Here is a 22,937-nt window from a genome sequence, read left to right on the forward strand (position 1 = left end):
TCAGATTCAGCTTCAGCTTCTGCAGCAACTTCACCAGCATTATCCGTCGGTAAATCAAAATCAGCCAGTAAGCTGTCGATGTCATCTTGAACATCTGTTTGGCTTGGTTCTGGTGCGACTTCAGATTCAGCTTCAGCTTCTGCAGCAACTTCACCAGCATTATCCGTCGGTAAATCAAAATCAGCCAGTAAGCTGTCAATGTCATCTTGGGTATCTGTTTGGCTTAGTTCTGGTGCAACTTCAGTAGTATCCTCTGCTGGTAAATCAAAGTCTGCAAGTAAACTGTCTAAATCTTCTTCGTCTGTTTGTTTAACTTCTGCTGATTCATCAAGACCGTCAAGTAAGCTTTCAAAATAGTCTCCTTCGTCTTCTATAGACGCCAATTCGACTTCTTGCTCATTCATGGCTTCAGACCACAAATCATCTAGTGAGGTGCCTTCAGCTATTTGTTCGCTAGCCTTTTCATCTTCGATATACATATCAACATCATCAGCACCATCTAAAGATAATTGCGTTTCGTTGGTGATATCTAGATCAAGCAAATCTTCCGTAGAGTCTTCTTCATCTAAATGAATCGCTAAGTCATTGAGATCGTCAATATCATCCGTAACGGCTAATGATTCAGCCACTGCAGCTTGTGGGCCTGCCATTGAGGCTAAGGGTTCTGAACTAGTTTCAGCTTGAGGTGTTTCATTGATGCTTTCATCCTGCTCATTTTTACGGCGCATCAGCCAGAAAATAATCAGAAAGATTATAATAAGCGGTAATGCCGCGATAACGGCAAGCAATATCATGTTGTCAGCAATTGACCGCCAAAAGTTAGTTGGCTGCTCAATGACTGTTGGCTTAGCATTTTCAGCAACCAATAGCGCGTAGGCCGCTTCAAGTTCAGTGTGCTTTTCAGAAAGTAATTGTAACTCTTCTTGTGAGACAGAAAGCTGCAAAGACAGCTCTTTTATCTTCGCTTTTAAGGCAGCGTTGTCAGCGTCCTTAATCATTAACATATCTTCTGAACGCGCCAATTCATCGGTTAAAGATAAACTTTTACTTTGTGCGTTCTCGAGTTTAACGGTTAACTCATCAATGAGAGGTTGGTTAACCTCGACTGTATTTTTAAGTGTTTTTTCAGCTACGATGGCTAACGGTTTTTGAGCTGAAGTTGCGCTCGTTTGCCCAGCACTTACCGCAGGCTTTTGCGGCGCTTTGACCGTTATATTGGCATTCGCGAAGCGTTTATCATTATCTTCAGCCCGAACCTTGGCATCCGCTTTGGGGATTTGCGCCATCACATCTGCAGAAGGGACCAACAGCGTCATCCCCCGCTCTAAAGAATTATAATTATCACTGCTAAAGGCGTGGGGATTAGCATCAAAAAGTGCCGCCATCACTTGGTATATGGTGATATTTTGATTGGGCCTAACCTTTTGCGCAATACTCCAAAAAGTGTCGGCTGAAGTTGTAGGACCATATTGACGGGCAACGATAGAATTGACTTCGCCGTTGGGGCCGGTAATTTTTAGCGTCTGAGCATGGACAGGCTCAACCGTAGAAGAAGCAGAAACAGCGGCCAAAGCACAGGCCATTATGCCAACAAAATAAGCAGTACGAAGAATCATCAATCTTTCCTTTGAGCGCTATGGGGTTGTCATCATGACAACTGGCTTTAGGCAATTGTATTTATTAGTTTTAGTATTCATAAGACTATAAACCAGATTTAATTACCCTGCTACTGTGAACCACGCTAAAATGAAAAAAGCCTGCAGGCTGCAGGCTTTTTAATCTAAATAGCTCTATTTATAGGGATATTATCGTATTAATAATAATCTCTAATCAAGACTTCGGCTATTTGAACACTGTTTAAAGCAGCACCTTTACGGATGTTATCGGCAGTCACCCATAAATTTATACCGTAATCATGAGAAATATCTTTTCTCACACGGCCAACAAATACTGGATCGGTACCTGCAGAGTCTGTCACTACCGTTGGATAATCTTCATCATTTTCAAATAACACGATACCTTCAGCATCTCGTAGGACGGCTTTTACTTCTTCTGCTTCAACAGGTTGGCGAGTTTCAAGGTGCACTGCTTCTGAGTGACCATAAAAAACCGGAACACGCACCGCTGTTGGATTAACCACGATATCGTGATCACCAAAAATCTTTTGCGTTTCCCACACCATTTTCATTTCTTCTTTGGTGTAACCATTGTCCATAAACACATCAATTTGCGGTAATACGTTAAAAGCAATTTGCTTTGGGTATACTTTATTTTCAGCTGGTAAACCTTGAAGTAGTTTGGCCGTCTGACCCGCTAATTCTTCAATAGCTTGCTTACCTGAACCTGATACAGACTGGTAAGTTGCCACGTTAATACGTGAAATACCAAATGCATCATAAATAGGCTTTAGCGCCACTAACATTTGAATGGTTGAACAGTTAGGATTAGCAATGATATTACGATTACGGAAGTCTGCGATGGCCTGCGGATTAACTTCTGGTACCACTAATGGCACATCGATGTCATAACGAAAATGTGAGGTGTTATCAATCACCACACAGCCATGCTCTGCAGCAATCGGGGCCCACTTAGCTGAGACGTCACCACCTGCGGAGAAGAATCCAATTTGAGCCGTGCTCCAATCGAACGTATCCACATCTAGAATTTCGACTTGTTTACCATTAAAGCTAACGGTTTCACCTGCACTGCGGCTACTGGCTAATGGGTATAAGTTTGCAACCGGAAAGTTTCGCTCTTCAAGGATCTCAATCATAGTTTGACCCACTGCGCCCGACGCACCTAAAACAACAACATTAAATTCCTGTGACATAATTAACGCTCGACTCCTGAAAAACCTAATTTATAGACCCAATTTACCTTACAAGCACCCGTGTTGACTAGCGACAATGCACTAAATTCACGTCGATGAGTGTGATTTTTTCTCATATGATCGAAGCCATTGTGATTTAGAAAGGTTTTTCTAAATAATTCGTCATCATCTTTGAGGTTATAAACCTGTCTAGCAAGGGTAAGTAACTGACTTTCTGTCGGTTGCTCTGCCACGGATAATTGATTAATAAAAAATGACGGTAACAGGCTCGATACTGATTTCTCATGGGGCAACTTTAGGATGTCACACAATTTTTCAAACAACATAAAGGTGCCCCGAGCTTTGCCTTCTAAGCTATATCCAGCAATGTGAGGAGTCGCAAATTCAGCTAACGGCACCAGCTCAGCCATTGGATGTGGCTCACCTTCCCATACATCTAAAACCAGTTTTAAATCGTCACGTTGACGCTTAACTTTTATCAAGGCTCGGTTATCAATGACCTCACCTCTGCAGCAATTTAATAACCAGGTATTTTCTCTTAGCTGCAGTAATCGAGCTTCATCGAATAAATACCAGGTTTTATCTGCGCCTTCTTTGGTAATTGGCACATGTAAACTGATGATGTCGGCTTGCTCGATTATGGTATCTAATGACACGAACTGGCGTTCATCCGCAGCACTTTTTTCTAAAATAGGATCACATAACAGTACTTTCATGCCATAAGCGTTTAGGCACTTTTCTAATGCTGAACCGGTATTACCCGCACCGACAATGCCAACAACTTTATTTTTTATTGGCTGCTTAAAGCGTTTAGCCAATTCAAGCATGGCGATAAAAGCATACTCGCCCACCGCTGTGGCATTGCATCCAGGGGCATTAGTAAACGGGATATTACGCTGCTTAAGATAGGCTAAATCAATATGGTCGGTACCTATGGTGGCACTGCCAACAAACAGTAATTTGTTTGCTTTAGACAATAAGCCTTGATTGACCTTAGTAACTGAACGAACTAGCAGCACGTCAACATCAATCAGTTGCTCTGGTGCTAATGAGCGACCATTTACGCGCTCAATTGTCCCTAGGTGCCCAAATAAGGCTTCCACATAAGGCATGTTTTCATCGGCAACGATTTTCATAAGTGTAATTAGCCATAAATACTGTGATTATCTGCTTATTCTATCAAGTTATTAGAATGCATAGGTATCAATGAATTAGAAATATTGTTTTCGAGCCGCATTGATTAGCTATGTGTAAAAATAGTTTTAATCTGCTTTAAAGGTCAAAAAACACAAAAAAGCCTTCTAGTCTGTCGACTAGAAGGCTTTGATTACTTTATACGAACGACTAATAAAGTCGCTGTCTAAGCTTATTTATACTTGCGCATAACCAAAGTGGCATTAGTGCCACCAAAGCCAAAGCTGTTGCTCATCACAGTCGTTAGCTTTGCATCACGATACTCAGTGACTAAAGGAATACCAACGGCTTGTTCATCCAAGGTATCGATATTGATACTTGGTGCAATAAAGCTATCTTCCATCATCACTAAGCTATAAATGGCCTCGTGAACACCGGCTGCACCTAATGCATGGCCAGTCAATGATTTAGTTGATGCAACTGGAGGCATGTCTGTCGGAAAAACCTCACGCAAAGCTTCAAGCTCACGCACATCACCAACTGGGGTTGAAGTACCATGAGTATTGATATAATCAATTGGGGTATCAACATCAGCTAGCGCCATTTGCATACAACGCACAGCACCTTCACCTGACGGTGCAACCATGTCGTAGCCATCAGAAGATGCGCCATAACCAATGATTTCCGCATAGATTTTTGCGCCACGAGCTAATGCATGCTCTAACTCTTCAACGACAACAATCCCGCCGCCACCAGAGATAACAAAACCATCACGGTCAGCATCGTAAGTACGTGAAGCCTTTTCAGGCGTGTCATTATACTTAGTTGACAATGCCCCCATAGCATCGAAGCCCATGGTTAGGGTCCAATCTAGTTCTTCTGCACCACCAGCAAATACCATATCTTGCTTACCCATTTGAATAAGCTCAGCTGCATGGCCAATACAATGTGCTGAAGTTGCACAAGCAGAACTAATTGAATAATTCATACCTTTAATTTTAAATGGGGTCGCTAAACAAGCACTCGCCGTACTGGCCATAATGCGCGGTACAATATAAGGGCCAACACGTTTTACGCTTTTTTCACGTAAGGTGTCAGCTGCTTGTACTTGATTTTTAGATGATGCGCCGCCAGTACCGACCACTAAACCCACGCGATGGTGAGAATACTGCTCTTCTGTCAAATTAGCATCACTGATTGCTTCTTGCATTGCAATATAAGCGTAAGCTGCTGCGTCTCCCATGAAGCGTAATGCCTTACGGTCAATATGCTCAGCAGGGTTTAATTTGATATCCCCCCAAACATGACTACGTAATTTCATTTCTTCAAATTGATCTGAATGGGTGATACCACTACGTCCAGCTTTCAATGACTCTGTCACTTCTTGCTTGTTATTACCGATGCTAGAAACAACACCTAAACCTGTAATTACGACTCTTTTCATTTTATGCTATCCATTTTGTACATGTCAGTACCTAATTTTGCTGTGGCAATGATATCCGCTTTAGATGAATAAAGTGGTCAGCTTTCAGCAAACACAGGTAAAATAATCTCAATTGAATCATTTTGAGTAACGAACTTTGACCAAATTAACCACTGACTTCCTTTTTATAGACCGAGATTGTGCAACATTTTCGGCAAAATATCCAAGTAGTTACTGTCAAAATCCTGATTATGCCTCTAGCATAAGGCATTATCATCAAACTGTCCTGTCTGATGCAGCAGTCTCAAATAAAACCTTATCGATTGCTCAAATAGGCTTCGGTATTGGTATGGAGCTCATGTCACTATGGCAGTTATCTCTAACAAAAAACCAAAAAACACTGCTCAGCATATTTGAACCTAATCCTATAAATTCAGCTGAATTAGGCTTTTTACATCAACATCTTGATAAACAAGATCCATTTTATGAATTAGCCTTAGTCCTTCAGCAAGCTTGTATCGCCAAAATATCTGGTTGCCAAAGATTGGTGTTAGCCAAAGGTTTATTCACTGTTGATCTGTATTTCGGTTCATTGTTAGAAAATTGCCAAGGTATTCCCAACGCCGAAAAAATGTTGATATCAAACTGGCATTGCTTACCTCATACGATTACAAGCCAATATATAGATCAATACCTTAGTGAAAAGTTACTGTGGCAAATGGGCAGACTCAGTGAAGATACAGCCAATATTCACTATTTTGACTCTGCCAGTGACAATGATAACGCAACGAGCTTTAAACAACTTAACCTATTAGCCTGCAGAAGCGGTTTTGGCGTAAATAATATTTTTAACCAGAAAAGTGAATGTCAACCTGATACTCAAAAACACGATTCTATTGCCTTACAAGAGCGCCAAGCGCTGCGCCGCAGTACTGATAGCCATTACGCCTATTGCTTGAGCCCTTGCAGTGAACATCATCAGAGCAGTGACGACACTATCGCCATTATTGGTGGCGGTATAGCTGCAGCCCATTTGGCGTTATCACTGATTGAACGTGGGCAGAGTGTCACCATTTATTGCAAAGATAACCAATTGGCTGATGGCGCATCGGGTAATAAGCAAGGCGCTATTTATCCCCTACTCACTCCTGATAACAACCTGATGAGTCAGTACTTTCAACAAGCTTTTTTATTCAGTCGCCGTAGATTGCAGCAATTAACAGCGTTAGGTCACCAGATTGACCATCAATTTTGTGGTGTACTGCAAACTGGGTTTGATGAGCGCAGTGATGCCAGACTGAATAAAATTATGCTTGGTCAGCAGTGGCCAAAAGAAATTGCTTTTAGTGTTAACGCTGAGCAAGCCAATCAACTGGCAAGAATCGACATCAACAAAAATGGCTTTTACTATCCTTGGGCTGGTTGGATCTGCCCTTTTGAATTTGCTCAGGCAGCCATTGCTCATGCCACTTCAGTTGCAGAAAAAAATGGCTGTAAATTAATAATTAAGCTCAACACTAAAATTAACAGCCTTGAGCGAGTTAACAGTCCTGAACGGGTTAACAGCCTTGAGCACGACATTGACTTAACACAAGATGGCAAAGTGCCCTCTCAGAGTGCTTACTGGCAACTTAACGCCAGTCATGACAACGAGCAACATGATAGCTTTAGGCATGGTAAAGTCGTCATCGCTTCAGGGGCTCAATTAACTGATTTTAAACAAACTAAATTATTACAGGTCACAGGCTTTCGTGGCCAAGTGAGCCATATACCCAGCCAAGGTGAACTGGCTCAACTTGATACGGTGATTTGCGCCCACGGCTATCTCACTCCCAGTAATAATCAGCGCCACTGTGTTGGGGCAAGCTATGTAAAGTCGCCCGATAATGTAGATTACAGTCCCACTGAGCAATTAGAAAATGCCCAAAAAATGCATCAGAGTTTTCCTGAGCGTAACTGGCTGTGCGATATTGATGTATCAGCTGCCAGCGCCAGAGTGGGCGTTAGAATGGTTACTCGTGATCATTGCCCTATGATGGGACTCGCCCCTAATGTTGAAGCCATTTATGCCCAATATAATCAGCAGCCATTAGAGCAACATCAGCATAGTCCCGCTAGCCGAAAGTTTTGGCAGCAACACCAAGCACCAAGCTATGACAATTTATTCATTTTGGGAGGACTAGGCTCAAGAGGCCTAAGTTCTGGGCCTTTAGCTGCAGAGGCATTAGCGGCAATGATATGCAATCACACGCCACCACTTAGCTATGAAATGCTGGCAATGCTTAACCCCAATCGAATGTGGTTAAGAAAGTTACTCAAAGGTAAAGCGTTAAGCTAATTGAGCGTTTTAATTCAATCGACAGAGATAACAATGAATCATCTAATCCATCAAGCTTACGAAGGCGAGATTTACGGCATTGCATTTTTTAGTTACTTTGAAAATGTTGACGATAATGATGAGCAAAATAAGCTCTGGAAGGCGTTAGTGGAAGTAGAAACGGTTACCGCAGAGTTATTACTACAGCATCTTTTGAAACAACCTCAAAAATATGTGTTTAAAACCGCTGAATTAACCGCACAAGGCGATGACGATGCCAAAAAGTGGATCGACTTACCTTGGCTTGAATTAATGCAGACCTTAAGCCAATGGGTTGAACCTTATGAAGTAAAATATCGACAATGGTTACAGCAATGTCAGCTTCAAGATAGTCAAGAGAGCCGTCAATTAGCACCGACATTTGAACTTATAGCAGAACATGAAACTGCAATTTATCACTGCTTACAAGCTGAGCTAACTCGAGCCTATGCACAAGCAGAAACTCAAGTAGCAACACAAGTAACAACACAAGTAGCAACACAAAAAAGTGGCTTGGAATATTTAAGCTCTTTTTTGAACAAATACAACCAATAGCCACTTAAGCATCTAAAAATCAGGCATAAAAAAGCTCAATAGGACATTATCTTATTAAGCTTTAGTTATTACCAGGCGATTAACGCTGATCCAATTAACCGTTTACTTTTTTAGCCAAGTTTTGACTTTGGTACGATTATTATTGTCGCGACTTTCACGAATTAATTCATCGTCTGCCGCTATTTGAGTACTTTTTGATAAGCGGTCATAAAGCAATACATTCACTGACGCAGCTAAGTTCATACAACCGACAGTTGGCACATAAACCACATCATCCGCGGCATCGATAATTTGCTGGGGTATGGTGCCATCTTCAGGGCCAAAAATATAAAATGCATCTTGCGGGTGCTCAAACAAAGGCAGCGGCGTTGCGCCAACCACTAGATCAACACAAATGATTTTTGCGCCTTGTGGCACTTGCTCAAGTAAAGACTCAACAGCGGTGAGCGGAATAGTAGCGGCCGCATTTTTGGTATCGATGTCATATTGCGCTTCACCAGAACGTGCCGCCAATGCATAACGATTGCCAGTGTAAAAAACCGAATTAGCTCGGTAACAGCCAGCAGCGCGCATAATGCCGCCAACATTTACTGGTGTTTTTGGGTTAACAAGCCCAATTGAAACAGTTTGCTTAGTCATAGATTATTTAATGTCGCTAATAATTTGACGAAGCTGTAACCATGCAGCCTTGACTAGACTGAAATCTGCTTCATCTAGTTCATCGTTTGCTAGCGCTAAACAATCGACCATTTTATCATCTAATGCATCGATGCCAGAAGTCTGCTCTTGCTCAAGCTGTGACAATACAACAGCGATATGGCCTTGCAAATAACCACTGGCAAATAACGCATCATCATCGCCATGGGCAACGTTACTTTCAATCCATGACTCTAATGCAGCATCATATTTTTCTAACATGGTTTAGCTCTCCGATAAATCTGGATTTGCCACTTGGTACATCACGTAATCGTGGTATCCAGTAACAATTTTATAATAGCCCGTAAGCTCTCTATCTAATTCTGGGTCGCCACTATCCACAATTAATGGCCTGCCTTCAAGTGCTTTTAACTTAGTTTTTGTAGCAAGGATAATAATATTGTCTTTACCAACTTGTTTTATTAGCTCTGGAGACAATTGCTGATTACCTCGACCTAATATGTGGCCTTGACCGCCAATGAGGGTAATAACCAGTTTTGTGGGTTTATGCTGAGTAAGCTCAATTAACTGCTTAGCAGTAACATCACTGGCTACTAAGGTTTGATCATGAATCACATCAACACCTAATAAGGTGTTATCAATATTGAGCTCTTCCATTAACGCAGCAACAGTAGAGCCACTGCCTATGATATACAGCTCATCTTCCATCTGACTAATCACATCAGCTGCGATATCAGCTAACACCAGTTCATCGACTTCCTTGCCGCCCATTTTTACCGCTTGAATATAACGTGGCTCTGCAGGCACCTGCATTTCACCGTATCGTTTAGCTTTTACCACACCTTGCCTAAACGCCACTTCATCAATATCCATCACGTCAGCGTCCATCAAGCTCACCAATTCACGTTTTAACAGCATTTCAACCACAACACCGGCAGCATGGGGGGTAATCGCATACACCCCAGAGTGAATCTTAACCCCAGCAGGCACACCTAACACAGGTAAAAGCGCAGTATCATCTTGCTCAATGACACTATAAATATCTCTGGCAGTGCCGTCACCACCGGCAAATAACAGTAAATCTAACGATTCATTGATCAGTGCTTTAACGGCTGATTGAGTGTCTTTAGCTTCGGTTATATTCGCAGACTGATAAACGCACTCAGTATTAAACCCAAGCTGTTGGGCTAAATCATGCCCCATCGCGCCGGATGCGGTAATAATATCGATTTTATCTTTAAATGGCAGCACAACCTCTAAAGCTTGTTGCATTCTAAGCTGCGCTTTGGGCTCAGCGCCTTTTGCAATAGCTTGCGTCGCAACACCGTCAGAGCCTTTTAACCCGACACTACCACCTAATCCAGCAAGCGGATTGATAATCAAACCTAAACGAAAACGCTTCACGAAATAACGTCCTTTTTTTTCTCTGAAATGGCCATAACGGCAAGCATAGATAAAAATGCACACATAGCGGCAAAAATCCAAGTATTGGTAGAGCCAGAACCATCACCCCAAATAAGCCCGCTTATCCAAATACCGAGCGCGCCACCAAAACCAAAGCTGATACTGGCGTACATGGCTTGGCCTTTGCTGCGATGGGCAATATCAAAATTACGATGAATAAACTGAATAGAAGCCGCATGGGTTAAACCAAAAGTAAAGGCATGCAGCGCTTGGCTAATGGATAAAATTAAGATGCTATCAACCCCATAAGCTAACAACAACCAACGAACAGCCGTTAATGCCACACTGAGTAGCAGTAATAATTTAACCCCAAACCGACCCAGTAACCTTGGTGCTAGCATGAACATTAAGATCTCGACCACAACACCAAAAGCGACAAATAACCCCGCGCTCGCTTCAGAGTAACCCGCTTGCTTTAGGTAAAGTACGAAGAAGCCATAAAATGGCCCAACACTCATCTGTAATAATAAGGCTGAGACTAAAAACCAAAATATAGGCGCGGTAATTTTTAAAGGGGGCCTTAAAGATGCATCAGCAACTTTGACTCGATTAGCAGGCAACGCCAAGGAACACAAAAACATACCGATGAATAACAGCATGCCAATTGAGGGCAATATGTCAGCGCCAAACTGGCTGATAGCAAAGCCACCAGCCACCACTAAACAAATGTAACCGACACTGCCCCAGCTTCGAATCGCGCCATAGCGATGCGCTTCATCACCCAAACTTTCAAGGGTAATCACTTCTAACTGAGCGAGAATTGCATTCCAAAAAAAGGTATAGATAAACAAGCTAATGGCAAGGTAAACCACACCAGCATCAAAGAAAAAACTGATGTAAGTTATCGCCGCTGCAGCTGATCCAAACTTAACTAACTCACTGCGCATGCCCGTTCTATCAGCGACAAACGCCCAAACGTTAGGTGCAATGATGCGTGTTCCCATGAGTATTGCCATGAGAAAACCAATTTCTTGCGCATTGTAGCCTCGGTTATCGAAAAACACACCGAGATAAGGAACCATTAAACCGAGGATGGAAAAGAAAAAGAAATAACAAGCACTGAGCCAAACTGCTTTTGGCTCAGTGCTTAACAAATTAGGCATTACTTCATTCCGATGACAGGGGTTTGGGAAACCACGTCCTGATTTTGCGCGCGATGACGAAGTAAGTGATCCATCAATACGATAGCCAGCATGGCTTCGGCAATCGGTACAGCACGAATACCAACACATGGATCATGACGACCTTTAGTGACCACATCTGCTGTGGTACCTTGAGCAGTCATACTTTGACCAGGTACTGAAATACTAGAAGTTGGTTTTAATGCAATATGCGCAACAACAGGCTGACCAGAAGAAATACCGCCAAGTACTCCGCCCGCATGGTTAGACTCAAATCCTGCTGGCGACATTAAATCACGTCCTTCTGAGCCTTTTTGGGTTACCACACCAAAGCCATCACCAATTTCAACGCCTTTAACCGCATTGATACCCATTAACGCATGAGCAATATCGGCATCTAAACGGTCAAATACTGGCTCGCCTAAACCAACAGGAACACCTGTTGCTGCCACGGTAATTTTAGCACCGACTGAATCGCCAGATTTTTTCAAATCACGCATGTATTCGTCTAGTTGCTCAAGCTTACTGGCATCAGGGAAGAAAAAGGCATTTTGCTCAACTTCATTTAAATCAACTGATTCAGCGCAGATAGGACCTAGCTGAGACATGTAACCATGGATTTCAATACCATGTACTTGCTTTAAATATTTTTTAGCTACAGCGCCAGCAGCAACTCGCATCGCCGTTTCACGCGCTGATGAACGTCCACCACCACGATAATCACGCAAGCCATATTTTTGCTGGTAAGTGTAATCAGCATGACCAGGACGGAATAAGTCTTTAATATTTGAGTAATCTTGGCTACGTTGATCGGTATTTTCAATCAATAAGCCAATCGATGTACCGGTAGTTTTATCTTCAAATACCCCTGACAAAATACGAACTTCATCAGCTTCGCGACGCGCGGTGGTATAACGAGATGTCCCAGGGCGGCGACGATCGAGATCATGCTGCATATCTTCAACGGTTAACTCAAGCCCTGGAGGGCAACCGTCAATAATACAACCTAACGCGACACCGTGACTTTCTCCAAAGGTAGTCACTACAAAGTTTTGACCAATACTATTTCCTGACATGCGTTCTGATTACCTCAGCTAAATTTTATGCTAATAGCTATTATTCACTATCCCTATTATTCACTATCTTTGTAGATGGCGAAAAGTGATTCATTTTCAACTAGCTGATCATAAGTCAATACAAACACGCCATCGCCGCCATGTTCAAACTCAACCCATGTAAATGGTACGTCTGGGAACTGCTCAATTAAATGCACCATTGAGTTACCCACTTCAACCACTAACAGACCATCTTTTGTTAGGTAGTCTGATGCATTAGCTAAAATACGCTTGGTTAAATCTAAACCATCACGACCCGATGCCAGCCCAATGGCAGGCTCATGATGATATTCATCTGGCATATCGCCAATATCTTCTTCATCTACGTATGGTGGATTAGATACGATCAAATCGTACTGCGGCCCTTTTGGGATAGCAGAAAACATATTTGACTGAATAGGGAAAACACGATCTAGCACGTCTAAGGATTCAATATTAATTTGAGCAACTTCAAGTGCATCTTCACTGATATCTAATGCATCGACTTCTGCATCTTCAAATGCATAGGCACACGCAATTGCGATGCAGCCACTGCCGGTACATAAATCCATCACACGATGAACTGGCTTGTTATAAAGCCAAGGGCTGAAATTATTGTTGATCATTTCAGCAATTGGAGAACGTGGTACTAACACACGTTCATCAACATAAAACTCTAAATCAGCAAAGCGTGCTTTATTAGTCAAATATGGAACAGGTAGACGCTCACGAACACGGCGAATAATTAATTCCACTATTTTATGCTTTTCACTGCTGGTTAAATTGGCATGAACCACTTGCTGGCCGATTTCTTCAGGAAGGTGCAGTGCGTAAAAAACCAAAGCAATCGCTTCGTCCCAAGCATTATCAGTTCCGTGACCATAATAAATGTTGGCATCGTTAAAACGGCTAACGGCCCAACGTAACATATCGCCAACGGTTCTTAATTCGGTGACAGCTTCATCTACAAAGATTTTATCCAAAACATCGCTCCTGAAAAATTGTTCCCGCACATTGTAACTGAAGTCTATTAAGATGACCTAGAATTCAATACAATAGCAGCATGAATAAAGAAAATAACCCTGACTTTGCACTGTTTTCAGAGCACTTGGATGGTATTAGGCCATTAAACCAAGATAAGCATCATTTTAAACAGTCAGTCAAAACTAAACAACAAGTCGAAATCAAAGAACAGCAGGTTTATGCCGACAGTTATTTTTCAGATAACTATCAGCCGTTACTCCCCGTTGAAGGGCCGATGCGCTGGTTAAACGATGGTGTTGAAAAGATTGAATTAAAACGACTTCGCCGTGGTGATTACCAACCTGACTTGTTACTTGATTTGCACGGCATGCGACAAGCTGAAGCTAAACTTGAGCTTGCAGCCTTAATACAAGCCTGTGTGAAACAGCATGTTATCTGTTGCTGCGTCATGCACGGCTATGGCTCAGGGATTTTAAAACAGCAATTACCCATGTGGCTGGCTCAACACCCAAAAGTCAAAGCCTTTCATCAAGCCACTAAAGAATGGGGCGCTGATGCTGCGCTACTGGTATTGATTGATATTGGTGAGCATCCCCATAGAAGATAGCGGCTATTTACAGTTAATAACGACAAGCATTTAAATAATTATCTTGAGCCAAAACTAAAAAGAGCCTTAAAAGGCTCTTTTATATTAAATACTCAACCAAGATTCAATAACTGCAGTTACCTATCACTCATTGGAAGAACTTAAGCGCTTATTTGAGTTGGGGTTTGCATTAGCTCAAAATGAAAACCGTGTTCGTTTTTATCAATCGATACAATAGCCGATGTAGCAAATATCGGAGGCTCCATACCTGCAACTAATTCACTGACCATATAACCTAGAATAGGCATGTGAGCGATAACTAACACCTTTTGAGCATTGTAATGTTCAGCATAAGCTAAAATAGCATCAACAGCGATTTGAGGGCTGCCAGAAGGCGTTATATCATCTAACACTAACCATTTGTTTGGTTCCGGTAGATGTTTAGCCACTTCTTGCCATGTTTGTTGTGCCCTTAGGTAAGGACTTACTATCACTAAATCGACACTGTTTACTTTCTGCGTTAACCAATTGGCCATGGTATTTGATTGATTACGCCCAACTTGAGATAACATACGCTCTCTATCAGATGGGGCGTCAAAACTTGCTTCGCCATGGCGCATTAAAAATAGCTGCATACTTCTCTCGCTACTCATTATTATAGTGTTTATTGGCTAATTGTAGCCTTAAATAATTCATCCACAAAGAAACTATGAAGTAAAATTAATTAGTCTTTAGTCGATGTTTCTATGAATTTTATGCGTATTATTCTGAAAAGCTATTAAACTCTTTCAACAGTGTGACTAAAAGTTGCTAAAAACCGCTAACAATATCACTATATATATTCAAACTACTTTTTTAATAGTTGCAAAGTGAGCAACAAAGAACCCAAGTAGTTACTCAAGTCGTTATACAGTGCCTTCTCATCTGGAGCATTATCTTGACCATAAAACCAGACACTACACAGCCTGAAATAGTGAAAAGCCCAAATGATCATCGCCAATACCAATATATGGTTTTGGAAAATGAATTGCGGGTGTTATTAGTTGAAGATACCAAGGCTACCCATGCGGCAGCGTCCATGACCGTATCTGTGGGCCACTTTGACGACCCCACTTCGCGACCCGGCATGGCGCACTTTTTAGAGCATATGCTGTTTTTAGGCACTGAAAAGTATCCAGATTCTGGTGAATATCATCAGTTTATCAATCACCATGGTGGTACCAACAACGCTTGGACAGGCACTGAACAAACTAATTTTTTCTATAGTATTGATGCTGAGCAATTTGAAGATTCTTTAGACCGATTTAGTCAATTTTTTATCGCTCCTAAATTTGACTTAGAACTCGTTGATAGAGAAAGGCATGCCATTGATTCTGAATACAGTTTAAAGCTTAAAGACGATATTAGACGGGTTTACCAAGTACAAAAAGAATCAATCAATCCAGCACATCCATTCAGTAAATTTTCAGTGGGCAATCTGCAAACCTTAGCAGGCGACGAAGCTGATGTGCGCCAAGAATTACTGGATTTCTATCAAGAAAAATACAGCGCCAACATTATGACATTATGCCTAATATCGCCGCTATCGTTAGACCAGCAAGCTGAAAAAGTACAACAATATTTCAGTGCTATTAATAATAAAAAGATAATAAAGAGCTACCCTGACACCCCTTATTTAAGCCAAGAGTTATTACTAAAAAAAATTAATATCATGCCAGTAAAAGAGCAAAAGAGGCTCAATATTAGTTTTGCCCTGCCTAGCATGGAACCTTTTTATAAAACCAAACCACTGACTTTCATTAGTCACTTATTAGGCAATGAAAGTCCTGGTAGTTTACTGTCATATTTAAAAGAGCATGGTCTAGCCAATAATTTATCGGCAGGTGGTGGGGTCAGTGGTTACAACTTCAAAGATTACAGCATCAGTATCCAGCTAACCGACAAAGGTTTAACGCAAGTTGATGAAATCGTAACCTGCACATTTGAATACCTTGAATTAATTAAAGAGTCAGGCATTGAGCCTTGGCGTTATCAAGAAAGAGCAAGCCTGTTATCTACAGCCTTTAAATTTCAAGAACAAATCAAAAATCTAGATCTTGCCAGCCACCTTAGTATCAACATGCAGCACTATGATGTTGAAGATGTGGTTTACGGTGATTACCGAATGGATAAACTTATTGAGACAGAAACTCTTGAGTTACTTCATTATTTTAATCCTAACAACATGCGTACTCAGTTACTCTCAAAGGAAGTAAGTACTGACACTCAGGCGCAATGGTATTTTACCCCTTACTCTATTGAGGAGATCTCAAAAGAAAAAGTGGCCCATTGGCAGCAGGTAAAACCAAGAAAAGAACTAAAATTACCCCTTAAAAATCCTTTTATCGTTGACGACCCACAAGCTAGAAGTGAACTAAGTACCAGTGCTGTGCCGACCATTGTGGCTGAAGATGAAGGTTACCGTTTTTGGCATCGTAAAGATGATGAGTTTAACGTACCCAAAGGACATTTATATTTATCCTTGGACTCAGATCAAGCTAGCCCCACCCCAAAGCATGCCGCGTTAACAAGACTGTATGTTGAGATGGTGCTAGATTACCTCGCTGAAGCCACTTATCAGGCTGAAGTAGCAGGACTAAATTATAATATTTACCCTCATCAAGGTGGAATAACACTGCATCTAACCGGCTTTACCGGTAATCAAGAAACGCTATTAGCTTTAGTAATTGAAAAAGCCAGAGAGCGAAACTTTACCCAAGATAGGTTTAAGGTTATCAAAAAGCAGCTTATCCGCAGTTGGACTAACGCAGCCCAAGCCAAACCCATCGCGCAGCTCTTCACTAGCTTGACTGTGACACTGCAGAAACGCTCTTACGAGCCCACTAGAATGGCAGAAATGCTAGAGGAAGTGACACTAGATGAATTACATGAACACGTAGGGGCATTTTATGAAAAAATTTATGTTGAAGGTTTAGTCTATGGTGACTGGTTAGCGAGTGAAGCCCAGCAACTGGCGAGACGCTTAAAACAGGTTCTGTCATTGGTAACAAAGCCCAGTAACGAATCTAGTCGCGAACTCATTAATCTGTCTAATCGCGGCATGTTAATGCGCGAACTCAACATTGAGCATCAAGACAGCGCGATCATTATTTACTACCAATCAAAACAAACAACTCCCCATCAAATTGGGCTGTTTAGTTTATTAAATCATACGATGTCTTCGACATTTTTCCATGAACTCAGAACAGAAAAACAACTTGGCTATATGGTCGGAACGGGCTATTTACCTTTAAATCGACACCCGGGGATGATTTTCTACATCCAATCACCCACAACTGCGCCACGAAAGCTTCTTGAAGCCATCGATGAATTTATCGCGGACTTTAACTATGCAGTCATGCAGATAACCAAGGGGCAGTGGGAAGCTACTAAGCAAGGTTTGATCAACCAAATTTCAGAAAAAGATGCTAGTTTGAAAAGCCGAAGCCAACGCTACTGGGTCTGTCTTGGTAATCGTGATTATGAATTTAATCAAAGGGAAAAAGTAATAGAGGAAATTAAAAAGCTCACCCGCGCTGATTTGATTAAGTTTATCGTAGAAAATATGCGCTCAAAGCACAGTGACCGATTAGTGTTATTTAATGTTGGAGAGCAGCATCAACAACTTGAGCCTATTGCTAACACTCAAGTGATAACAGACTTGAAAGGCTTTAAGCAGCAAGCAGAGAAGTTTAATTTTTGAGAAACGTAATATTTTTCACCCGTAACTTAATCACATAATTAATTGTTACTACTTTACTAAACTGCGCATAAATACAGCAACCCAGTGGAATACGCTATAAAAACGTTAAAATTAGATAATTATGAAATAAATAACACTAAATAAACACTATATGCCCTACAAAGAAAACACTATACTGATCATTCACAACCTTAGAAATCAACCATTTTTTGACAAAGGCTTAACTTTCTGAAAAAGTGGTACTTTATTGTAAATAATTATCAATTGCAGCAGACAAAAGTATCCTTAATATGTCAATGATTAGACCATTCTTAATATGCGCATTTTTTATTCTTCAAAGCATTTCTCACTCAGCTATGTCTGCTGGCGCAGATGACTATGAATTAGTCCTAAATACCGATCGATATAATGTTGAAGACGGCTTATCACAATCAAATGTCACTAGTATTGTAGAAGATAGGCAGGGTTATATTTGGCTTGGTACCGTCAATGGGCTTAATCGGTTTGACGGTGTTAATTTTAAACATTTCTATGCAGATGACAGCCAATCCAGTTTACCTAGTTCATTCGTAAAAACATTGCTAATTGATAAAAAAAATAGACTCATTGTTGGTACCGATAAAGGGCTTGCTGTCTTTGATGAGAATTCTGAAAAATTTAACCCTATTTTAATAGAAGGTGAAAAAATTGACGAGTCTATCTGGTACCTATCTCATTTGCCTGAAGGCATTGCTCTCGGACTCAATAATAAAGTTATCATTCTCGACGAAAAATTAAATAGAGTAATTTGGAGCTTTGAAAGTAAAGTATTACATGAAGTAAAAAGAATAATTCAAATTGGTGATATTTTTTATATCCGAAACTATACTGGTACAGTATTCAAATTATTCGAGAATAACTTAACGGTTATCGAGCACCAATCAAATGATATAGGACAGTTGAACGAAGAACTTATCATTTCATCCAACAATGGTTTATATAGTTACAAGAGTGATATTAAAAGTAAATTCTCAAATTTAGTTTTAACATATCTAGAAACGTCTCAAAATGAAAACGAACTTACCTCAATAGCAGATTCAAGTATTGTAAAACTACTAAAAAACAAAGAAATAAAAAATGTAGGATACATTAATAAAGAAGGTTCAATAAAACGCCCTTTGATAAAAGAAACCAAATCAGCAATTTTCGTAGCTGATGTCCATGTTGGTTTAATCATAATAAAAAGAAGTAAAAATCTGATAAAAAACTCGAAACTAATAACAAGTAACATTTGGTCAATAACCAAGAACAATGAAAATATTTTTATTGCAATGGACTCATCTGAAGTAAAAATATTAGACAATACGCTCAAAGAACAGTCATCGATAATACTTGATGATACTGCAGGACCTAAAAGTATTGGACTACTCAATAGAGAACTATATATAGGTAGTATAAATGGCCTCAGCACAGTAAATCTAGATACATTAGCAATAGATATGCTACTTGACGAGCCGGTCACCTACATAACAAGCGATCCTGCCAGGCAATTAGTCTACATATCAACAGCTAATGGTAAGATTTTAGTTTTAAAGAATAATCAAGTAATAAAATCGATGTCAACAGGTGAACGTTACCCTATATTTCAATTATTAAGGAAAGGTGACACTTTCTGGGTTGCTAGCCAAGGAGGTTTATTCAGAATAACTGATGATAAATCCGAAAAGGTATATAACGAAAGTATGGTGACTAGTCTTGCTTTGGATGGAGAGAATTTGCTATTTGGAACTAGACATTCGCTGCTGAAACTGTCCACCAAAACCCTTAACCAACAGACTATTTTTAAAAATAACAAATTGATATTTTCCATTGAAGTTTTAAATAACTTTATAGTTTCTTCTTCTGCCACAGAAATAAATATCACAAACAAAATAAATCTTTCAAACACCACTGTAACGAACAAAAATGGTGCTCAAAGTGATTATAACTCTGTCGGTTCGATAATCATTGATGATTATAGCTTATTCACAGGTTCTAATGGCATTAGTATTATTAACCCTAATGAGATTTATAAAGAAATTATTAGTAGCAACTCTTCAAATGTTGCACTAATTGACTTCCAACTGTTCAACATCTCAGAGAAAGTTGGAGGAAGAGTATTATCAAAACCAATTAACAACCAAGAAAATATAACATTAAAGTACTCAGACTACCCCTTCTCTTTTACCTTCACAGCTCCAGGAAAGTCTCTAGAAGACTATAAATTCTTTTATCAAATGGAAGGTCTAAATGATGATTGGTTACCCGCACAGAATATTAACTCAGCCACTTACACGAATCTATCTGCCGGAATTTATTTTTTTAATGTTTACGCTATAAACAAATTATCAGGTAAACAAGGTGCTACAAAATCAATTAAAGTTATTATTACCCCACCTTGGTATTTATCTTTTGAAGCAAAACTATCCTATACCGTATTGGGCTTATTAATATTGCTACTCATAGCCAAGACAATTTTACGCAGACGAGAAATACAAAAACAAATAGCCCTTAGTGAAGAAAGATTAAAATTATCACTATGGGGTAGCGGTGATGAAATGTGGGATTGGGATATTGAAACCGGTGAAATTTACCGATCCAATATCTGGGGAACATTAGAGTTTCCTCAAGATGGCCATCGCTCAGGAAAACCTGGAGAAGAAAGCAATATTCACCCCCTCGATCAAAATAGAGTTAAAACAGCCCTTAATGACCACTTTAAAGGGCTAACAGATCATTTTGAAGTTGCATACCGCGTTAAAAGCCTTCAACACAAATGGGTTTGGGTACTAGATAGAGCAAAAATTGTTGAAAGGGATCACAAAGAAAAACCGCTGCGTATGACGGGTACCATCAAAAACATCAATAATATTAAACAAACCGAAGAACAATTAAGACTATTCGAAAGAGCAATTGAAAACATTTCTGAAGGCATGTTTATTCTAGATGACAAATTTCATTTTGTTGAAGTCAACGATGCTTGTTGTCAATTAACCGCCCAAAACCGAGCTGAATTTCTTGGACAATTATTTAACTTTACTCGTTACCCTGACAGCTACTCTAACCAAATTCACGCAGCTTTGGCCCAACAGGGCAGCTGGAGTAATGAAGTAGAAGCTAATCGCGGCGATGGTAGTTATTTCTTAATGGAGTTGACGATTGATGCAATATACAACGAGCAAGGCGAAACCAGTCATTACGTAGGGGTATTCTCAGATATTACTCGTCGTAAACAGCAAGAAGAAGAAGAACTACGCAAATTAACCAATAGTGATTTGCTCACCGGGCTACCTAACCGTTCTAGTTTACAAGTAACCTTGAACAATCTAGTGAAAAAAGACGTCCACCATACATTAATGGTATTGGATTTAGATAATTTCAAACGTATTAACGACTCGCTAGGCCACCAAACTGGTGATGCGTTACTTATTGATGTCGCTCGTAGGCTTCAAGAAAATATTCCAAATCACGTTAGTTTATATCGTCTTGGCGGTGATGAATTTGCCATCTTAGTTGACCATAACCCTGATATTGGTTCATGTGCGGCTATCGCCTCTCGAATAATAGACTCATTGAAACAAGAGTTTAAAGTTGATAACGAATCCCTCGTTATTAGCTTAAGTATCGGGATAGTTTTATACCCTGAAGATGAGCAAAATGAACAAGCCCTATTAAGAAAAGCAGATATCGCTATGTATCATGCCAAATCAGGGGGTGGCAATCGTTACCAATTCTATTCAGAGTCTTTAAACAAAAATGCGCTACGCCAATTAGAAGTAGAAAACTTGATCCGAGAAGGATTAAAAGAAGATTACTTTGAAGTATATTACCAACCCAAAGTCGATTTAAAACAAGACAGCCTTGCTGGAATGGAAGCTTTAGTTAGATTAGTTCATCCGGAATTTGGTGTCATCCCGCCAAATGAATTTATTCCACTTGCTGAAGAAAATGGTTTAATTGTCGAAATTGGCGATCTGGTTTTACGTAAAGCCTGCTTTGCAGCACAGAAGTGGCGCGAACAAGGTGTATTTAACGGCCGTGTAGCCATAAACTTATCTTCAAGACAGTTTGCCCTACCTGATTTACAGCAACGCATATTAAGTGTATTAGAGCTCACAAAGCTCCCAGCTTGTCACCTTGAACTAGAAATTACTGAAAGTACCATTATTAAAAATCCAGATAATGCCATCAAAGTAATGAATCAGCTTGCCCAAATGGGGGTGACTCTAGCCCTTGATGATTTTGGTACTGGGTATTCATCGCTTTCATATCTCAAACATTTCCCAATTCATTGTTTGAAAATTGATAAATCTTTTGTGGATGATATCGATAAATCAGATCGTGATTTAAAAATGGTCGATAGCATTATTACTATCGCACATAACATGGGCTTATCTGTTGTCGGAGAAGGTGTAGAAGAAACCGCGCAATTAAATATATTAAAAGCCTTAAAATGTGAAGAAATCCAAGGCTACATCTTTAGTAAGCCTGTTCCAGAAAAAGATTTCACCGAATTATTAAACATCAATCAAAAAAAACAAAGTAAAAAAACCGCCATTTAAGCAACATTGGCATAACAACTGCAACTCTCTATTCAGATGTCAAATAAAAGTTAACACTTTAATTAACCCTGAATAGAGAGATTTAAAAATGATTAATGGAATTATCGTAGCTGCAGTATTATCTTCAACTTCTAACGCCGCTATTAATACAACGGAAACAGTATTAGTTAACCTACCTAACCAAGGTCAATATATTGGCACCCCATATAGCAAACACTTAAAATTAAAAACTAAGCTAGCTCATAACCCTTATATCAAGTATTCAGAAGCAACAACTGAGTTAGCCCATAATCCTTATATCAAGTACTCAGAAACAACGACTGAATTAGCTCACAATCCTTATATCAAGTATTCAGAAGCAACAACTGAGTTAGCTCATAATCCTTATATCAAGTATTCAGAAGCAACAAC

At 40.1% G+C, this 22,937-nt stretch carries 16 protein-coding genes and 1 pseudogene; 6 read left to right on the forward strand and 11 right to left on the reverse strand.

Features of this window, described 5'->3' with window-relative positions:
- The 4 genes from Q4591_RS19180 to fabB all read right to left on the reverse strand — a co-directional run.
- Nucleotides 1-1,616, reverse strand: a 1,616-nt coding sequence (locus Q4591_RS19180) for a FimV/HubP family polar landmark protein (RefSeq protein ID WP_303462472.1), incomplete at its 3' end; no start/stop codon positions are given.
- A gap of 197 nt (nucleotides 1,617-1,813) precedes the next feature.
- Nucleotides 1,814-2,830, reverse strand: coding sequence for an aspartate-semialdehyde dehydrogenase (locus Q4591_RS19185; RefSeq protein ID WP_102437458.1), 1,017 nt, complete (start codon nucleotides 2,828-2,830; stop codon nucleotides 1,814-1,816).
- 2 nt (nucleotides 2,831-2,832) lie between these two features.
- The gene (locus tag Q4591_RS19190; RefSeq protein ID WP_102476952.1) at nucleotides 2,833-3,966 is read right to left on the reverse strand and encodes a 4-phosphoerythronate dehydrogenase; all 1,134 of its coding nucleotides are present in this window, start codon (nucleotides 3,964-3,966) and stop codon (nucleotides 2,833-2,835) included.
- 230 nt (nucleotides 3,967-4,196) lie between these two features.
- On the reverse strand, nucleotides 4,197-5,408 hold the full coding sequence (fabB, locus tag Q4591_RS19195) for a beta-ketoacyl-ACP synthase I (RefSeq protein ID WP_076537142.1): 1,212 nt from the start codon (nucleotides 5,406-5,408) through the stop codon (nucleotides 4,197-4,199).
- A gap of 136 nt (nucleotides 5,409-5,544) precedes the next feature.
- Here fabB and mnmC point away from each other — a divergent pair, with 136 nt between their 5' ends.
- Together mnmC and Q4591_RS19205 are read left to right on the forward strand one after the other, a co-directional pair.
- Nucleotides 5,545-7,725 (forward strand): FAD-dependent 5-carboxymethylaminomethyl-2-thiouridine(34) oxidoreductase MnmC, encoded by a 2,181-nt coding sequence (gene mnmC, locus Q4591_RS19200; RefSeq protein ID WP_303462475.1) that lies wholly within the window; start codon nucleotides 5,545-5,547, stop codon nucleotides 7,723-7,725.
- Between the two features lie 33 nt (nucleotides 7,726-7,758).
- A complete protein-coding gene (locus tag Q4591_RS19205; protein WP_303462477.1) occupies nucleotides 7,759-8,298 on the forward strand; it encodes a hypothetical protein in 540 nt (179 codons plus the stop codon).
- Nucleotides 8,299-8,400: 102 nt separating this feature from the next.
- Here Q4591_RS19205 and Q4591_RS19210 read toward each other — a convergent pair.
- From Q4591_RS19210 to prmB, 6 genes and pseudogenes are all read right to left on the reverse strand, one after another.
- A pseudogene (locus Q4591_RS19210) lies at nucleotides 8,401-8,922 on the reverse strand (RNA methyltransferase); the annotation flags it as partial.
- Between the two features lie 18 nt (nucleotides 8,923-8,940).
- A complete protein-coding gene (locus Q4591_RS19215; protein WP_076537149.1) occupies nucleotides 8,941-9,216 on the reverse strand; it encodes a YfcL family protein in 276 nt (91 codons plus the stop codon).
- Between the two features lie 3 nt (nucleotides 9,217-9,219).
- Nucleotides 9,220-10,359 (reverse strand): ATP-NAD kinase family protein, encoded by a 1,140-nt coding sequence (locus Q4591_RS19220; RefSeq protein ID WP_303462480.1) that lies wholly within the window; start codon nucleotides 10,357-10,359, stop codon nucleotides 9,220-9,222.
- Entirely contained in the window at nucleotides 10,356-11,522 is a 1,167-nt protein-coding gene (locus tag Q4591_RS19225) for an MFS transporter (protein WP_102476950.1), read from the reverse strand. Before Q4591_RS19225 ends, Q4591_RS19220 begins: the two co-directional genes overlap by 4 nt.
- The gene (gene aroC, locus Q4591_RS19230; protein ID WP_102437470.1) at nucleotides 11,522-12,616 is read right to left on the reverse strand and encodes a chorismate synthase; all 1,095 of its coding nucleotides are present in this window, start codon (nucleotides 12,614-12,616) and stop codon (nucleotides 11,522-11,524) included. The genes Q4591_RS19225 and aroC overlap by 1 nt, the downstream gene beginning before the upstream one ends.
- A gap of 56 nt (nucleotides 12,617-12,672) precedes the next feature.
- Entirely contained in the window at nucleotides 12,673-13,617 is a 945-nt protein-coding gene (prmB, locus tag Q4591_RS19235; protein WP_102437472.1) for a 50S ribosomal protein L3 N(5)-glutamine methyltransferase, read from the reverse strand.
- A gap of 80 nt (nucleotides 13,618-13,697) precedes the next feature.
- On the opposite strand from prmB, the gene smrB reads away from it, so the two are divergent.
- Entirely contained in the window at nucleotides 13,698-14,225 is a 528-nt protein-coding gene (smrB, locus tag Q4591_RS19240; RefSeq protein WP_102437474.1) for an endonuclease SmrB, read from the forward strand.
- A 140-nt stretch (nucleotides 14,226-14,365) separates the two neighbouring features.
- Here smrB and sixA read toward each other — a convergent pair whose 3' ends face one another.
- Complete coding sequence (gene sixA, locus Q4591_RS19245) at nucleotides 14,366-14,839, reverse strand: phosphohistidine phosphatase SixA (RefSeq protein WP_102437476.1); 474 nt, start codon at nucleotides 14,837-14,839, stop codon at nucleotides 14,366-14,368.
- A gap of 374 nt (nucleotides 14,840-15,213) precedes the next feature.
- On the opposite strand from sixA, the gene Q4591_RS19250 reads away from it, so the two are divergent.
- From Q4591_RS19250 to Q4591_RS19260, 3 genes are all read left to right on the forward strand, one after another.
- Nucleotides 15,214-17,946, forward strand: coding sequence for an insulinase family protein (locus tag Q4591_RS19250; RefSeq protein ID WP_303462487.1), 2,733 nt, complete (start codon nucleotides 15,214-15,216; stop codon nucleotides 17,944-17,946).
- A gap of 290 nt (nucleotides 17,947-18,236) precedes the next feature.
- A complete protein-coding gene (locus Q4591_RS19255; protein WP_303462482.1) occupies nucleotides 18,237-22,526 on the forward strand; it encodes an EAL domain-containing protein in 4,290 nt (1,429 codons plus the stop codon).
- An 88-nt stretch (nucleotides 22,527-22,614) separates the two neighbouring features.
- Nucleotides 22,615-22,937 (forward strand): hypothetical protein (locus tag Q4591_RS19260; protein WP_303462485.1); only part of this gene is annotated, 323 nt, incomplete at its 3' end.

It is taken from the genome of Shewanella sp. 3_MG-2023 (assembly GCF_030548765.1).
Classification (GTDB): Bacteria; Pseudomonadota; Gammaproteobacteria; order Enterobacterales; family Shewanellaceae; genus Shewanella.

Bases quoted from the DNA above. Each gene is read 5' to 3' on its own strand.
- sixA (WP_102437476.1), bottom strand. From the start codon at position 14,839: ATGCAGCTATTTTTAATGCGCCATGGCGAAGCAAGTTTTGACGCCCCA.
- Q4591_RS19215 (WP_076537149.1), bottom strand. From the start codon at position 9,216: ATGTTAGAAAAATATGATGCTGCATTAGAGTCATGGATTGAAAGTAAC.
- smrB (WP_102437474.1), top strand. From the start codon at position 13,698: ATGAATAAAGAAAATAACCCTGACTTTGCACTGTTTTCAGAGCACTTG.
- aroC (WP_102437470.1), bottom strand. From the start codon at position 12,616: ATGTCAGGAAATAGTATTGGTCAAAACTTTGTAGTGACTACCTTTGGA.
- Q4591_RS19225 (WP_102476950.1), bottom strand. From the start codon at position 11,522: ATGCCTAATTTGTTAAGCACTGAGCCAAAAGCAGTTTGGCTCAGTGCT.
- Q4591_RS19185 (WP_102437458.1), bottom strand. From the start codon at position 2,830: ATGTCACAGGAATTTAATGTTGTTGTTTTAGGTGCGTCGGGCGCAGTG.
- Q4591_RS19250 (WP_303462487.1), top strand. From the start codon at position 15,214: ATGGTTTTGGAAAATGAATTGCGGGTGTTATTAGTTGAAGATACCAAG.
- fabB (WP_076537142.1), bottom strand. From the start codon at position 5,408: ATGAAAAGAGTCGTAATTACAGGTTTAGGTGTTGTTTCTAGCATCGGT.
- Q4591_RS19205 (WP_303462477.1), top strand. From the start codon at position 7,759: ATGAATCATCTAATCCATCAAGCTTACGAAGGCGAGATTTACGGCATT.
- Q4591_RS19190 (WP_102476952.1), bottom strand. From the start codon at position 3,966: ATGAAAATCGTTGCCGATGAAAACATGCCTTATGTGGAAGCCTTATTT.
- Q4591_RS19255 (WP_303462482.1), top strand. From the start codon at position 18,237: ATGTCAATGATTAGACCATTCTTAATATGCGCATTTTTTATTCTTCAA.